The 14082-nt window shown below is 65.9% G+C and carries 14 protein-coding genes; 2 read left to right on the top strand and 12 right to left on the bottom strand.

The genetic code is table 11. The features are described 5' to 3' along the window. Positions 1-5 precede the first annotated feature (5 nt). Positions 6-536, top strand: a complete 531-nt coding sequence (gene hfq, locus GGD40_RS04930) for an RNA chaperone Hfq (RefSeq protein ID WP_179742964.1) — start codon at positions 6-8, stop codon at positions 534-536. Positions 537-556: 20 nt separating this feature from the next. Here hfq and GGD40_RS04935 read toward each other — a convergent pair whose 3' ends face one another. Then, the gene (locus tag GGD40_RS04935) at positions 557-784 is read right to left on the bottom strand and encodes a hypothetical protein (protein WP_179705287.1); all 228 of its coding nucleotides are present in this window, start codon (positions 782-784) and stop codon (positions 557-559) included. A 351-nt stretch (positions 785-1135) separates the two neighbouring features. On the opposite strand from GGD40_RS04935, the gene GGD40_RS04940 reads away from it, so the two are divergent. Next, positions 1136-1327: a hypothetical protein gene (locus GGD40_RS04940; protein ID WP_179742965.1), complete on the top strand. Its 192-nt coding sequence runs from the start codon at positions 1136-1138 to the stop codon at positions 1325-1327. A gap of 203 nt (positions 1328-1530) precedes the next feature. On the opposite strand, the gene GGD40_RS04945 is transcribed toward GGD40_RS04940, so the two are convergent. The 11 genes from GGD40_RS04945 to cpaB all read right to left on the bottom strand — a co-directional run bounded on the left by GGD40_RS04945 (position 1531) and on the right by cpaB (position 13975). Continuing rightward, positions 1531-2259 (bottom strand): DUF2968 domain-containing protein, encoded by a 729-nt coding sequence (locus GGD40_RS04945; RefSeq protein WP_179705291.1) that lies wholly within the window; start codon positions 2257-2259, stop codon positions 1531-1533. Positions 2260-2306: 47 nt separating this feature from the next. Further along, positions 2307-3698 (bottom strand): sigma 54-interacting transcriptional regulator, encoded by a 1392-nt coding sequence (locus GGD40_RS04950; protein WP_179705293.1) that lies wholly within the window; start codon positions 3696-3698, stop codon positions 2307-2309. A 10-nt stretch (positions 3699-3708) separates the two neighbouring features. Beyond that, entirely contained in the window at positions 3709-5484 is a 1776-nt protein-coding gene (locus tag GGD40_RS04955; protein WP_179742966.1) for a TadG family pilus assembly protein, read from the bottom strand. A gap of 1 nt (position 5485) precedes the next feature. Continuing rightward, complete coding sequence (locus GGD40_RS04960) at positions 5486-5860, bottom strand: DUF3613 domain-containing protein (protein WP_179742967.1); 375 nt, start codon at positions 5858-5860, stop codon at positions 5486-5488. A gap of 73 nt (positions 5861-5933) precedes the next feature. Next, positions 5934-6791, bottom strand: coding sequence for a tetratricopeptide repeat protein (locus GGD40_RS04965; protein WP_179742968.1), 858 nt, complete (start codon positions 6789-6791; stop codon positions 5934-5936). Positions 6792-6804: 13 nt separating this feature from the next. Then, positions 6805-7812, bottom strand: coding sequence for a type II secretion system F family protein (locus tag GGD40_RS04970; RefSeq protein ID WP_179742969.1), 1008 nt, complete (start codon positions 7810-7812; stop codon positions 6805-6807). 2 nt (positions 7813-7814) lie between these two features. After that, positions 7815-8831, bottom strand: coding sequence for a type II secretion system F family protein (locus tag GGD40_RS04975; protein ID WP_179742970.1), 1017 nt, complete (start codon positions 8829-8831; stop codon positions 7815-7817). Next, positions 8824-10194, bottom strand: a complete 1371-nt coding sequence (locus tag GGD40_RS04980; RefSeq protein WP_179742971.1) for a CpaF family protein — start codon at positions 10192-10194, stop codon at positions 8824-8826. Before GGD40_RS04980 ends, GGD40_RS04975 begins: the two co-directional genes overlap by 8 nt. A gap of 3 nt (positions 10195-10197) precedes the next feature. Then, the gene (locus GGD40_RS04985; protein WP_179742972.1) at positions 10198-11439 is read right to left on the bottom strand and encodes a fimbrial protein; all 1242 of its coding nucleotides are present in this window, start codon (positions 11437-11439) and stop codon (positions 10198-10200) included. 132 nt (positions 11440-11571) lie between these two features. After that, positions 11572-12981, bottom strand: coding sequence for a type II and III secretion system protein family protein (locus tag GGD40_RS04990; protein ID WP_179742973.1), 1410 nt, complete (start codon positions 12979-12981; stop codon positions 11572-11574). Positions 12982-13021: 40 nt separating this feature from the next. Then, a complete protein-coding gene (cpaB, locus tag GGD40_RS04995; RefSeq protein ID WP_179742974.1) occupies positions 13022-13975 on the bottom strand; it encodes a Flp pilus assembly protein CpaB in 954 nt (317 codons plus the stop codon). Between the last annotated feature and the right edge of the window lie 107 nt (positions 13976-14082).

Here is a 14082-nt window from a genome sequence, read left to right on the forward strand (position 1 = left end):
TGTCCATGGCTTCCGCAGAATCGCATCCGCAAAACGACTTCATGAACGCAGCGCGCAAAGAACGAAAGCGCGTGGAGATTTATCTCGTCAACGGCATTCGCCTGACGGGGTGCATCGAGTCGTTCGATCAGTACCTGGTGATGCTGCGCACGCCTGTCGGCCTGCAAGGCATCTACAAGCGCGCGATCTCCACGATCCAGCTCGACACCGGCACACGGCCGGCGCCGCGCACGGGGCGCCCGTCACATGGCGAGCACACCACGCGGGGGCCGCACGGCTCGCGTGAGCCGCGTGATCATCGTGAGCCGCGCGAACCGCGTGAACCGCGCGAGTCGTATGGCGCACCGTCATCCGACCGGCCCGCACCCGATCGCAGCAGCGGCAGCACGTCAGACGGCCCGGTGGTCGTTACACGCCGCCGGCGTCTGTTCGGCACGGGCGGTGGCGACGGCGGCAACCACGGTGGCGGCAATCATGGCGGCCATAGTGGCAATGGCGGCAATGGTGGTAACGGCAACAACGGCGGCAGCGAGTAAGCAGCCGCTTCGGCGCTCGGCTACTCCTTAGGATGGCCGAGCCGCATCAAGATTTTCTCCAGGCGCACTAGCTGCTGCTCTGTCAGTTCGAATCCGCATTTGACGGCCATCACGCGGCGGCGCCAATAACCGGCGTCCAGCATGCGTAGCGCCGGTTGCCGCGTGGCCCAATCCAGGTGTTCCAGTTCTGCTTCCACGACGTGCAACGCGTTGAAGCGCGGCCCGCTCGCGGTTTTTTTCCGGTCCATGTTATTCGCTGCCTGGTGATTCGCGAGGGTCCGCGGGTTTCAGCCTGCATCCCTGCCGAATGGGACACAGCCGGTTCACGTCGTGCGGCAGGGTGTGAGCGCCGGCCCACGCGGCTGGTGAATGTCGCGGCCCCTTGCTTGCCGTTTATGCCTGACGGCGACACACGGAAAACGAATTGATGCCGGATGATTTGAAGTGCTGTTTGGCGTCGAATTCGGCGAGTGGTTTTTGTGCGCCGCAATTGAACGGGCATGTTTGCCGTGTGCGACGCCTTAGGCCGTTCGGCCGATGCTCGTCGACGGCCGCCATGCGCTATGCTGGGGATCGTCTCTCTTCGAATGGAGCCTGACATGACCAGCAAGAAGCACCCTGCCACTCATCCCGCGCAAGCAGAACCACCGCCCGTGGAGTCGGACGACAGCCGTCTCGACGAGGCGCTCGACGAAAGCTTTCCCGCCAGCGATCCGATCGCCGTCGACACGACTAATCCGCATCGCTCGTCGGAAAAGGAAACGTCTTCGCAGGGAAAGAAGCAGCATTAACGGTACGCCACCGCAGAGCGCGGCTGCCGAGGACGAGGAAGACTCAAAATGAATCAGGCGGCCCGAAAGCCGCCTGATTATGTCTGCATCGATAACGGCTCGAAGACAGCGATAAGGCGGTCAACCCGCCCCATCCTCTCAGCAAACCACGCAGCGCCATTTACACCGCACTACCGATCTGCGAGGTCTTCAGGCCATCGCACTCAGTGCGACGGCAAACCGCTTTCCAGTTGACGCTGCAGATCGCGCACCTGGCGTTGCGCGGCGCGCAACTGGTCTTGCGCGGCAGCCTTCTGCTGAGCCAGCGCCGAGGCTTCGGCACGGCTCTGTTGCTGCTGGCTCGCCACGATGCTCTGCTGCTGACGCGCTACGTCGAGGTCGGCCTGCAGGCGATTCGCGCGATCTTGCGACAGCGCGATCATGCGCTCCGTGAAGGCCTTCTGCGCTTCGAGCTGCGTGCGGCGAATTTCGACATCCGACAGTTGCATCGTCTGGCGCACGAAATCCTTATAGATCATGTCGGCCCGCGTGGCGTCCTGCGTCTTGATGACGCGCCAGAAATTCTTCTGTTGGAACAACGCCACGTAGTACGTCATCTCCTTGCCATAAAACAGCAGGCTCGCGCCGTAGCTGCCGTTGTACGTGGTGCGCAATTCCGCCAGATCCGCGCCGTGGATCATCTGCTGCAATTCCGCGACATTCCCCGCGGCGGATTGCTTCGCCTCGTCCGGCGTCAAAGCGGTGGTCTGGGCCGCTCCGGCTTGCGTAGTGGCCGGCAACGCGGTCGTCGTGCCCGGCTGGGAAACGACGCCAGCACCGCCGCCAGCGCTCGCGCTGCTGTCCGGCAAAGCCTGCGCATAGACGCCTTGCACGGCCCCCAACGCGATGAAAGCGGCCAGGGTGATCTGTCGTAGTTTCGACTTATGGTCCATGTAATTCCTGCTTAAACAGTTTTTGTTTTAGTACAACCGTCTCATTATTACTCACTTTCGCGGGTTTCGGGCTCCTCGTCGAAAATTTGGTACTTGCGCATCTTCTCCCACAAAACCTTACGACTGATGCCCAGATAAAGCGCCGTATCCTGGCGACGCCAACCGTTTGCGTCGAGCGCGGCGAGCACGCGGTTGCGTTCCGCCATGTCCCATTTGCTGCGGTCCACCACCACCTCGGCCACGCTCTCGGCGGGCACCGGCTGGCTGCTGCGCGCCAGCGCCAGCAGCCGCTGCAGGCGGGCCGCGTCCCACGCGCCGATCTGGCGCACCGTCACGCCGATCCGCTCGGCGAGATTGCGCAGCTCGCGCACGTTGCCGGGGAAGTAGGTGTCGGCAACGGCGTCGGCGAGCCAGTACGGCAGATCGGGTAACGCCGACAGACGCTCGTTGCCGACCACCTGCGAAATGAACGCCTTGAAAATCGCGATCTTGTCGACCGCGCCGCGCTCTTCGAGCGACGGAATCTTCAGCTCGATCACCGCCAGCCGGTAGTAAAGGTCCGCGCGAAACGTGCCGTCTTTCACCAGTTGCGGCAGCACCTTGTTGGACGCCGCCACCAGCCGGAAATCGAGCTTGACCGGCGTGGCCGAACCGATCCGCGTGACCGCGCTGTCTTCGAGCACGCGCAGCAGCTTGACCTGCTGGTAGAGCGGCAAGTCGCCGATTTCGTCAAGGAACAGCGTGCCGCCGTCGGCCTGCTCGAAGTAGCCTTTATGCGCGACGACCGCCCCGGTGAACGAGCCTTTCGAGTGGCCGAAGAACAGCGATTCGAACAGGCCGTCCGGAATCGCGCCGCAGTTCACCGCGACGAACGGGCCCTGCCCGTAACGGCTATGTTTCTCGTGCAGCAGTTGCGCGATGCGCTCCTTGCCGACGCCGGTCTCGCCATGCACTAGCACGCTCGTGTCGCAGTCGGCGAAGGTGTCGACCTCGTGCAGCAGCGCCTGCATGCACTCCGAGTTGGCGATCATCGCGTCGGATTCGTGCGTCTTGGCGCTGTGCGCGCGAATCTGCGCGACCAGCTTCATGACCATGCCGCGCAGTTCGGCGCAGGTGAAGTCGAGCGGCAGAATGTGCGAGTACTCGGACGGATAGCTGGTCGGATCGTGGTCGCGCGGCGCGGCGCCGACCCACACGACCGGGATGCCGTGCGCGGCCTGCCAGTCGCGCAGGACCAGCGCGCCGCTGTCGATCACCGAGACGCTGATGATCGCGAGCGATGGCCGCGACGCGGTCCGTTCAGGCGAAATCGCGACATCGTCTGCGCGGATCACTTCGACGTCGAAGCTCGCCATGCAGCGCGCGACCCGGTCGACGATATCGGCCTTGCCCTCCCAGACGTAGATATCGAGTTCCTCGATTTTGGCGGTGGTTCTCATCGTGGATAGGCTAGTTGACCAGTTGCGGGACGCCGCATGTCAGCGACATGTTGTGGACGGTAGCCGTGCCGATTTGCACGCCGAGCAGCGAGAGCGTCGGAATGAGCACAGTGTCGAGCAGATTGAAGACGGTTTGAAGCAACGGCGTCACGGCGCTCGTGACGAGGCTGAGCAGCGGCGTCAGCAACGCGGACAGATCGTAATTGCCCAGTAGCACGATATGCAACGCCGAAGGCAACGCCGCCAGCAGCGGTGTGGCCAGCGCCGAAGCGTCGGTACCGACCGGATTGGAATTGGCGCTCGCCGTGGAGTCAAAACTGCCCGACGAACCGTTGAACACGATCGGCGTCGAGCCGGGCGTCAGCGAGTATGGGCCGAGAGCGTTCAACTGGACGCTCGCCACGTTGCCGACCAGGATCACCGAAATGTTCGCCAGCGCGATCGGCCCGCCGCAGCTTGAATTCGTGCCGAGGCACAGCGCCGCGATGCTGGGCTGCACCTGAATCGTGGCGTTGGTGGCCGCCTTGCTGCTTTCGCAGTCCACCGAACTCAGCGTCGCCTTGCCCGGCGCGATCTTCAGGTTCAGCACGATCGGCGTGCTGAGCGCCGAGATCGTCGCCACGCCGAGAGGCAAGGTAGGCAGCGGAATCGGCAGCAATGTCACCATCGCATTGATCGACGCCGTGCGTGCTACCGTGCGCGCAGTGGAAACGCCGCCGACCGTGGTCGTGCCGCCCTCGCCCACCGCCAGCACAGGAGGCTGGGTGATCTGCAGCGACAACCCGGCCACGCCGGCTAGCCCGGCATTCACGTTGATCACCGGCGCGGTGCCGTTCGGATTGCTCTGCGCGATCTGCGCGGCGACCATCAACGCATCGAACGCGTTGATGGTCGCGGTCGCCGCGGCGTTCGGATTGGCCAGTCCCAGCGCGAGCAAACCTGGCGCGCTCGCGCCGTTGTCGCCGATCGTGATGTTCTGTGCGCCCGGCACCGCGACGGCAAGCGTCTGCAGCAGCGCCGCGTCGACCGTATTGCCACCCACCTGCAACGCCTGGACCATCGCGACCATCAGCGACTGATAGCTGACCGTGGTGCCGAGCAGGCCCTGCATGCTCGACGCGCCGAGCGCCACCATCAGATCGCCCAGCTTGATATTCGAGGACGCGAGGCTCTGATAATCACCCACGCTCAACGACACCGTGGTCTTCAGCAAACCGCCGAGAATCGCATTCAGCAGCACCGATTGCTGCGTGTTGAGCGTGGCAATGCCAGTGCTCAGCGAGAACGCGTCGATGTTGGATGCCAGCGCGGTGGCCGTCGCCGCAATGGTGCGCGTCGGTCCGAGAAAGAAATACGGCACGGACCGGCTCACCCGCACCTGCACCGCGTTGAGCGGGTTGCCGGCCGTGCTGAAGTACGTATTGGTGCTGGTATCCCAGCGCCCGCAGGTCGTGTTGAGGGTGGCGCCGGTCGGCAAGCCGTTGGCCGTCGCGTTCTGCTGGGCAGCCGAGGTGGCCGTCGCGCAACCGCCCGAGGAACTGACCATCTGCACCGCCGCCATGGCCGACAGATCGGCCGTGCGCTGCAACTGCCGGCGCGCGAAATACACATTGCCGATGTCGATCGCGCCGAGCGCCGCGATCGCGATGCTCAGCCAGATCGCCGCGAATATCGCGACCGCCCCGTGCTGCCGACGCACGCCGGCCGCGCACGCGCCGCCGCGCCGCGCCGCGAACGGGCGCGCGCGGCGAGCGGCGAAGACGACGGCGAACCGGCGGCTGCGCATGTCAGTTCGCTCCGCCACCGGCACCGCCGTTGCCGCCACCGTTACCGCCGGCTCCGCCGTTGAGGGTGGAACCATAGAGATCGGGAATCTTGCTTTTGAACGACTCCATGTACCGCCGGTACGCAAGACCAGCTTCCGCGCCGAGCATCGGCTGCGCGGGTGCGGCTTGCATATTGCTGCTTTGCAGATCGAGCCAGGTTCTGGTCGAATGCCCCACTTCACTGCCCCGAACCGGCGGTTGCTGTGCCTCGGCCGGCTGGGCGGCATCGCTTGTCTGCGCCACGGCGCAAGCCGGCACGCCCAGCGACATCGCCAGCGCCGCTGCCACGCTCCATAGCGGCACGCGCCCGCTGCACTTTACTTTTTTGTCTTTCATGTCCGCCCCCTGATTGATCGACCGCTTGCTCACTACAACGTCACGCCGCCCTCACGACATGGTCACCGCGCAGTCACTGCGCGAAGCGCTGCAACACGCGCGGCGCCGGCTCGATACCCTGCACGCTCGCGACGGTCCCAGCGGCACCCGTCTGCCCGAACTGCTGTTGCGCCGAAGCGGGCTGAGCCCGCGTCCGCGCGCGTCCCGCCGCGGCAATCTTCGCCGCGTCGCTGCGAATCGCCGTGCGTACCTCCGGCGTCAGCTTCTGCTGGTTCATCACCGCCAGCGCCTGCGACTGCTCGCCATTGGCGAGCAGATAAAGCACCACGTTGCTGACGATCTTCGGATTGTTCTGGTCGAGTTCGCCCGCCTTCATCAGCGGCACCCGCGCGCCGTTCACGTCGCCCTCGCGCAGTCGCGCGTAACCGAGATCGGACAGGATCGCCGCGTCGGTCGGCTCAAGTCGCGCCGCCTGCTCCAACTGCTGCGCGGCGCGCGCGAAATCGCCCGCCGCGCCTGCGATCAGACCCAGACCGCGGTAGCCGCGCGCCGCCAGCGGCGTCTTCAGCAGCAGTGCGTAGGCGTCCGCCGCCGCGGCCGGCTGATCGGTCATGCGCAGCGCGTCGGCGCGCAGCAGATTCGTATCCGGGCTCACGCCGTACTGCTTTTCATAGGCGTCAATATGCGCGAGCGACGCGAAATAGAGCCCCTGCGCCTGCATCTGGTCGATCAGTCCGAGATACACGCCAGGCGTGTCCGGCTTGGGATCCTGATTGGCCCGCTGCGCCATGGCCGCGCGCTCGGCTTGCGGCCCGACGCCGTAGCCGGCGAGATCCTTCGACGCGCAGGCGGCGAGCAGCGCACACACCGCCAGCATCGACGCGCCGCGCGCCGCGCGTGGGACGAATTCAAACGATAAACAGTAAGCCATTGCGCAATCCCTGCTATTTCATCGTATGGAGCGAACGCACGACAGCCAGCACGCCAGGGCCGGCCGTCACGATCATCAACGCGGGCAGCAGCGTGACGATCATCACGCCCGTCATCTTCACCGCGAGCCGGCCGATGCGTTCGCGCAACATGGCACGGCGCGCTTCTCGCAGCCGGTCGCCGAACTGCTTGAGCGGTTCCTGCACCGCGCCGCCGTGCCGATCGACCTGCACCAGCAGACGCACCACCGCGCGCATGTCTTCGTTATCGTAACTAAGCGCAAGCCGATTCAGCGACTGCTCGCGGGTACGGCCCGTGGCGAACTGGCGCTGCGCGATTTCAAGCTCGGCCGACAACACCGGCAATACGCTGCCGAAATCGTTGACGATGACCTGGAGGCTCTGGTCGAGCGACAGCCCCACTCCTTGCAGCAAACGCAGCAGATCCACCATCAGCGGCAATTCGTCCACGACCTGGCGCCGACGCCGGCCCGCGCGGCGTTTCAGCACGATCTTGGGCAACATGAAACCCAGCACCAGCGCGATGATGACCAGCATCACGTAACGCGGCCCGGTCACATACCCGCGCGCCAGCGTGCCGGCCAGCACCGGCAACACCAGTGCGGTGAACAGCCGCGCCACCAGGAACAACCCGCGCGTGCGCGTGTCCACGAAGCCGCATTGTTCGAGCACGCGGCGATCTTCTTCGGCAACGACCAACCGGCCGAACGGCGTGTCGAGCCAGCGAATACCTCGATGCGCGAAGTGCTCGAGCAAACCTTTGAGCCCGCTGCGCCGCAGCTCGCGCGGCTGGACTTTTGCGGCACCCGCGGCACTCTCCCCGCCTCGCGCCGTTGCCGCGGCAAGCGCCGCTGTCTGCAGCGCGCGTTCGTCGAGCGCATGCCCTAGCGTGCGCTCGGTGCGCCGCTGCGCCGCCACGCGCGTCAGCACCACGCCGGCGATCAGCAACAAGCCGAGCGCGGCGAGCGCAAGCGCGAGAGCGGTCAGCTGCTGGGCGTGCATCGTCATCCCCTCAGACTGGCCATGCGGTACAGCAGCCACGCGCCGACGATCTGAAGCGCGAACGCGAGGTAGATCATCTGGCGTCCCGTGGGATCGAACCACATCGATCCGAAGTATTTGGGATTCGACAGAATCATGAAGCCGCCGATGCCGACCGGCAGCGCCGCCAGCACCCACGAGGACAGCCGCGTTTCCGCCGACATCGCCACCAGTTCGCGCTCGGCCTGTTCGAGATCGCGCATGAACGACGACATGCGGTCGAGCATCACGTCGGCTCGTCCACCGTATTTGACCGACAGACGCAGAACGGCGCCGACCAGTTCGAGCTCGCGCACGCCGTAGATCAGCGACACCTGGTACAGCGCGCGATCGATTTCGACGCCGCTGCGCAGCATCCGCGACACGTAGTCGAGACATTCACGAAGGGGCGCTTCGCTGGTCTGCAACGCTGCCTGAAACGCTGCGGGCACGCTGTTGCCGAGCGTGATCAAACGCACGATGCCGTCGAGAAACGTCGGCAGTTGTCGCACGATCTGCTGACGGCGTTTGTTCGCGCGCATCGTCAGCAAAAAATAGATAAACATCGTGCATGTCGACAGGGTCGCCACCGCGGCGAACGCTCCGCCGACCGCCGCGACCCATGCACTCAGCAGCCCCACGATCGCCGCCACGCCGATGGACGGCCCTTTCACGTTGACAATGCCGGCACGCGCCATGGCGTGTCTGAGCATGAAACTCAAGCGCGCCTTCAGGTAACGCCCGTGTGCAAGCCAGCCCGCATTGGCAGGCGGCGCCTGCGGCACGATGGGTGCAGGCGCCGCGCCGCGTGGCGACGCAACACGCGCACCGCCTGCACCGGCGCCCACGGCGGCGCCCGGCATCGCCGCCGCCATCCGGCTATCGATAAAGCGTTCGGCACTCACCTGGCCTTTGCGTTGCGCGCCGCGTTGCCAGACCAGCAACGCCAGCGCTGCGCACAGCAGCGCGAGCGCCGCAAAGACCAGTGACGCGCTAGACATTGAAGCCTCCACCGAAGCCGCCGTTACCGCCGCCAAAACCGGCGTTGCCGAACGCATTGCCGCGCGGCTCGCCACCGCCCAACGCCTGACGGAACCGCACCAGCTTCGGCGAATGCGGATGAATGCCGAGCGACACCCAGTTGTCCAGCTCGTCGCCCTCGGCGGTCATGACCGGCTCGTAGCGATACAGCTCCTGGGTCGCGATGATGTTGTCCGACAGCCCGGTGACTTCGGTAATCGACAAAATCCGCCGGCGGCCATTCGAGAGCCGGCCGATCTGCACGATGAAGTCGACCGCGTTGGCGATCTGGCGGCGCAAGCTCGACTCGGTGCCCTGGAAGCCCGCGAAGCCGGCCAGCATTTCGAGCCGGTACAGACATTCGCGCGGCGAACTGGCGTGGACGGTGCCCATCGAACCGTCATGGCCGGTGTTCATCGCCTGCAGCATTTCGAGCACCTCGCCGCCGCGCACTTCGCCGACGATGATGCGATCCGGCCGCATCCGCAGCGTATTGCGCAGCAGGTCGCGGATCGTCACCACACCCGCGCCGTCGAAACCGCCCGGCCGGCTTTCGAGCCGCACCACGTGCGGATGGTTCAGCGACAGCTCGGCCGTGTCCTCGATCGTGACGACCCGCTCCGGCTCGGGAATATGAAACGCCAGCGCGTTCAGCAGCGAGGTCTTGCCCGAGCTCGTACCGCCCGACACCAGCACGTTGCAGCGCGCCGCCACCGCCGCTTCTAGCAGCGCGCCGATTTCCTCGTTGTAGGTGCCGTTGCCGAGCAGGTCGTCCGGCCGCATCGGATCTTTCCGGAATTTCCGGATCGACACGATCGGGCCGTCGATCGACAGCGGTTCGATCACCACGTTCACCCGGCCGCCGTTCGGCAGACGCGCGTCGACCATCGGGTTCGACTCGTCCAGACGCCGCCCGATCGGCGCGAGAATGCGGCGGATGATCCGCAGCAGATGCGCGTTGTCGGCAAAGCGCACCTGGATGCGCGTCAGAATGCCGTGCCGCGACACGTACACGTCGTTGTAGCCGTTGATCAGAATATCTTCGACGGCCGGATCGGCGAGCAGGTCTTCGATCGGCCCGAAACCCGCCAGCTCTTTCGTCAGCGCCTCGGCGATCAGGCGCACCTCGCTCTCGTTGATCGGAATGCGGCGCAGCCTGACGAAGCTGTCCATCTCCAGATCCACGAACTGGTTGATCGCGTTACGCGACCAGCGGCCGAACTCGGAGCCGAGTTCCTCGATACGCGTCAACAGATGTTCGTGCGCAGCGTTCTTGATATCCTGGAACTGCTGGCTGTGCGCGAACGAAGGCGCGTCGTCGGCAAATTCGATCTCTTTTGCCATCGTCTATGACCGCTTGTGAGTGGTTGGGATGAAACGCTTGAGCGCGCCAAGCGCCGATTTACCGTGCACCTGCGCGGCCGCGCGCTGCGCGCCGCCGAGACGCTCGATCAACGGTTCAAGCGCGCGCGCATACGGATCGCGCGCGGCGACGTCGACCAGCAAATGCCCCTGGTTGACCGCCTGACCGAGCGCGACGCGCCGCTCCGGCAAGGTGGCGAGCAACGCAATGTCCAGACGCTGCGCGATCTGCGCGGCGGCGAGGCCGAGATCGGCGTCGAACTTGTTGACGATCAGGCGCACGTTCGCGGTATCCACGCCCTCTTCGCGCAGCGCGTCGAGCACGCCGACGGCCGACACGATCGACGCGACGCCCTGGTCGCACAGCAGCCAGGTTTCATCGGCGGCCTGCACCACGTGCGCGATGAATTCGCTATTGGCAAAGCCGCCGAGGTCGATGATCTGCTGGTCGAAGAACGCCCGCAGCCGGTTCAGCAAACCGATCGACGACGAGTACGACACCTCGCGCATGTCGGCCAGGTTTGGCGGCAACGTGGTCAGCGCGAGACCGCTCGTGTGATGCGACAGCGCGGTCGACACGAAGGTCTGATCGAAGCGGCGCAGATTGCGCACGGCTTCGACGAAATTGAATTCGCTGCGCGTGTTCAGCAGCAGCGAGCCGTCGCCGGCCGGCAGACCGAGATCCAGCAAGGCCGCCTGGCGTCCCTGCGCGACGTCGCGCCGTTGCAGCATCACGGCGAGATTCGCGGCCAGCGTGCTGACGCCCATGCCGATGCGCGCGCCGAGCAGCGCGGTCACATGACCATGACGGCTGACCGGCTCGACCTGGTTGTCGAGCACCTGGCGCGTGATACGCAGCGCGTCTTCGGCCGGCGCGGACATATCGATGAAATCGCGCACGCCGGCGCGCAGCGCGGCCAGTGCGCTTTCGGGTTCAGCCAGCGTGCCGAGCGCGACGATCTGCATGCCCGGATAGGCGTTGCGCACCGCGCTCGCGGCCGCACTCGCCGCGGCCGCGCGGCCGCCCGAAAAGTCGACGAACACCAGCGACGCATTGAGCGTCGCGATGCGCTGCATCAGCATGGTCGGATCGAGCGTGGCGGACTCGACCACGCCGGCGCCTACCAGCGTATCGGTAAGCCAGTGCACGTGTCCGTCGGTAAGCGACGCGAACACGAAATAGTCGGTGACCGCCCGTTCAGTCAATGAATGCGTTCTCGCGTTCATGGGGAACATCCTCATGCGGCATGGGCTGCAAGGCCGCCGCTTCGTCCTGCTCGCCGGCGAGCATGCGCTGATCGCACGCCCTGCGGCTTGCTGCTTCAATCCACCGGCGCGGCGCCCGCGCGCGCGCCGCGTTCATTTCGAAAAGCCCGGCGCGGCGTCGCGTGCCGCCACGCCGCCAATCAACGAACGCCACACCGGCGCGTCGCGCTGTTCGGACTGCTCGCCCGGCGTCGACGGCAAGGTCGCGCCCTTGGCCAGCGGCGACACCAGATGCGGCGTCACGATGATCACCAGCTCCTTCTCGTTCTGCTGGTAGTTCAACTGCTTGAAGAACGTGCCGATCACCGGCAGATCACCGAGCAAAGGCACCTTCGACACGTTCGACGCCGTCTCGCGATCGATCAGCCCGCCGATCACGAAGCTCTCGCCGTCACCGAGTTCAACGGTGGTGTCTGCGCGCCGCGTCGTAAACGCGGGCACCGACACGCCGCTGATCGTCACCGCGTTCGTGAAGTCGAGCTGGCTCGCTTCCGGCGCGACCTTCAGCGCGATGCGCTGCGGACTCAGCACCGTCGGGGTCAACGTCAGCCCGACGCCGTAGGGCTTGTAGACGATCGAGGTCGAACCCAGCGCCTGCGGCACCGGCACTGGGATCTCACCGCCGGCGAGGAAGCTCGCACTCTGGCCGGACAGCGCCACCAGCGTCGGCTCGGCCAGAATGCGCGCGAGATTGTTGTTTTCCAGCAAGCTCAGATTCGCGAACAGCCCATGCGTGGCGGAGTTGAACAGCAGATTGAACGCCGACGTGATGGGCGTCGTACTGGTCACCTGCGGCTGCTGCCCCGCCGTGGCCGACACCGAGGTCAGCGCCGACGGCGCGTACGAACCGAACGAAAAACCGTTGTTCTGCTTGAAAAAGTTGAAGCCCATTTCCTTCAGCACCGTACGGCTGAACTCGACCACCCGCACATCGACCTGAACTACCGCGCGGCTCGCCACCATCGACGTGTCGAACACCGAGCCGTCCTTGCCGAGCGAGCCCTCCGCCGCGACCACGGCGCGCTGGTGCGCTTCCATCGTCGCCGCCGAACCGGACACCACCGCCGTGCCGCCGAGCACCTTCAGGCTCGGCGTGTCGGGGCCCAGCAGCGATGCCGCCGCCGGAGTGATCACGTTGACCGTATAGGTCAGCGGCGCGTCGCGATCGCGCTCCCACACCATCAGACTCGTGGTGCCCGCCGCCTTGCCGATCAGCAGCACGCCACCGCGCTTCTCGCCCTTGATGATCAGCACGTCGGCCACCGCCGGATCGCCGATCGCCACCCGCTGCAACGCGTGGCCACCCGCGAGCGAACGCTGCGCGCCGACCGTCAGCTCAATGGTCGGCGCGACTGCGCCCGGTAGCGGCGCCGCCTGCACGGCCTGCGTGGCCTGCCCTCGCTGTACCACCACCGGTCCGGCCGCGTCGGTCGCCACCGATACCGCCAGCAGCGTTAGCCCAAGCCAGGCGGTCATGCCAGATACAACAATCCGTTTTGTCATGTAGTCATGGACGAGTCAGGCCGCCCGCTCCCTAAACCGCTTACCAGGCGACCGTTTCGGCGCGCCCACCCCGTATCACTTCGATACCGCTCTTTGTCGTGTTCGTACTGGCCGTGACGCGTGTCGCCGGCACCGGCATATGCGACGGCAGCGACGGCAATGGCGGCCGCGCGCCCGCCCCCGCCGGGCCGCTGCTGCCGGACAACGTATCGAGCGCCACGCCGGCCGCGGCGCGGGTCGAGTCCTGCAGAGGGTCGGTCGCGCCCGCGCGGGCCGCCGTCTTCAGGACACCCGGATAAGCCGGCAACAGGCTTTCATCGAGAACTTCGGCATCCTTGGGATTACGCAACGCGAAGATCAGACGGCCCGCGCTTTCGGCGAGCGTCAGGCGATCGACGTCGGCGACCGGCACCGCCAGCACCGCGGTGCGCACCATGCCGTTCGGGTCGCCCGAGGTGTCGCCCACCGCGCTCGCGTTGCCGAACGCCAGCACGCGCACCTTCGACATCAGCAAACGCGCCTGGGTACGATCGACCTCGCCGCCGGCCATGCCGCCGTCACGCTTAAGCGTGAAGAACACATCGACGAAATTGCCGGGCCGCAGCCGGTTGCCGACCGCGTTGCCTTCGTCGACGCGCACGGCCAACGCCCGTTCGCCGGGCTCGATGCGCTCGGCCAGTCCGGACGACAACTGCGCCTCCATCACCGGCGAGTCCGCAACGATGTCCGCATTCGGCACCCGCCCGGCCAGTTGCGCCGGATCGGTGAATGCGCCGTTCGGATTGATTGGCAGCGTCTGGACGCGCAGCTGGTCGACCGTGATCGCCTTGCCCGCCGGCAGCGTGTGGCTGGCCACCACCACCGGGAAACTCGCCTGCGTCGGCGCGACGACCGCCACCGGCGGCGGCCGGCGGGACAATGTCCACGCGAACAGACCCAGCAGCAGCGCGACCGCGATCAGGACGCCGGCGAGAACTTTGGTCAGATTCGGCATGAGGAGTCGCTGCATCGATAGGACAAGGCGCGGCCGTGCGAGCGTCGCTGGGCGCGTACCGACCCGCGCGCCTGCAAACCATCGCGGATGGAAACGCGAAGAACCGG

Source organism: Paraburkholderia bryophila (assembly GCF_013409255.1).
In the GTDB taxonomy this organism is placed as follows: Bacteria; Pseudomonadota; Gammaproteobacteria; order Burkholderiales; family Burkholderiaceae; genus Paraburkholderia.

Excerpts from the sequence above, each read along its gene's own strand:
- hfq (WP_179742964.1), top strand. The coding sequence starts at position 6 with ATGGCTTCCGCAGAATCGCATCCGCAAAACGACTTCATGAACGCAGCG.
- GGD40_RS04935 (WP_179705287.1), bottom strand. The coding sequence starts at position 784 with ATGGACCGGAAAAAAACCGCGAGCGGGCCGCGCTTCAACGCGTTGCAC.
- GGD40_RS04940 (WP_179742965.1), top strand. The coding sequence starts at position 1,136 with ATGACCAGCAAGAAGCACCCTGCCACTCATCCCGCGCAAGCAGAACCA.
- GGD40_RS04945 (WP_179705291.1), bottom strand. The coding sequence starts at position 2,259 with ATGGACCATAAGTCGAAACTACGACAGATCACCCTGGCCGCTTTCATC.
- GGD40_RS04950 (WP_179705293.1), bottom strand. The coding sequence starts at position 3,698 with ATGAGAACCACCGCCAAAATCGAGGAACTCGATATCTACGTCTGGGAG.
- GGD40_RS04955 (WP_179742966.1), bottom strand. The coding sequence starts at position 5,484 with ATGCGCAGCCGCCGGTTCGCCGTCGTCTTCGCCGCTCGCCGCGCGCGC.
- GGD40_RS04960 (WP_179742967.1), bottom strand. The coding sequence starts at position 5,860 with ATGAAAGACAAAAAAGTAAAGTGCAGCGGGCGCGTGCCGCTATGGAGC.
- GGD40_RS04965 (WP_179742968.1), bottom strand. The coding sequence starts at position 6,791 with ATGGCTTACTGTTTATCGTTTGAATTCGTCCCACGCGCGGCGCGCGGC.
- GGD40_RS04970 (WP_179742969.1), bottom strand. The coding sequence starts at position 7,812 with ATGCACGCCCAGCAGCTGACCGCTCTCGCGCTTGCGCTCGCCGCGCTC.
- GGD40_RS04975 (WP_179742970.1), bottom strand. The coding sequence starts at position 8,831 with ATGTCTAGCGCGTCACTGGTCTTTGCGGCGCTCGCGCTGCTGTGCGCA.
- GGD40_RS04980 (WP_179742971.1), bottom strand. The coding sequence starts at position 10,194 with ATGGCAAAAGAGATCGAATTTGCCGACGACGCGCCTTCGTTCGCGCAC.
- GGD40_RS04985 (WP_179742972.1), bottom strand. The coding sequence starts at position 11,439 with ATGAACGCGAGAACGCATTCATTGACTGAACGGGCGGTCACCGACTAT.
- GGD40_RS04990 (WP_179742973.1), bottom strand. The coding sequence starts at position 12,981 with ATGACAAAACGGATTGTTGTATCTGGCATGACCGCCTGGCTTGGGCTA.
- cpaB (WP_179742974.1), bottom strand. The coding sequence starts at position 13,975 with ATGCCGAATCTGACCAAAGTTCTCGCCGGCGTCCTGATCGCGGTCGCG.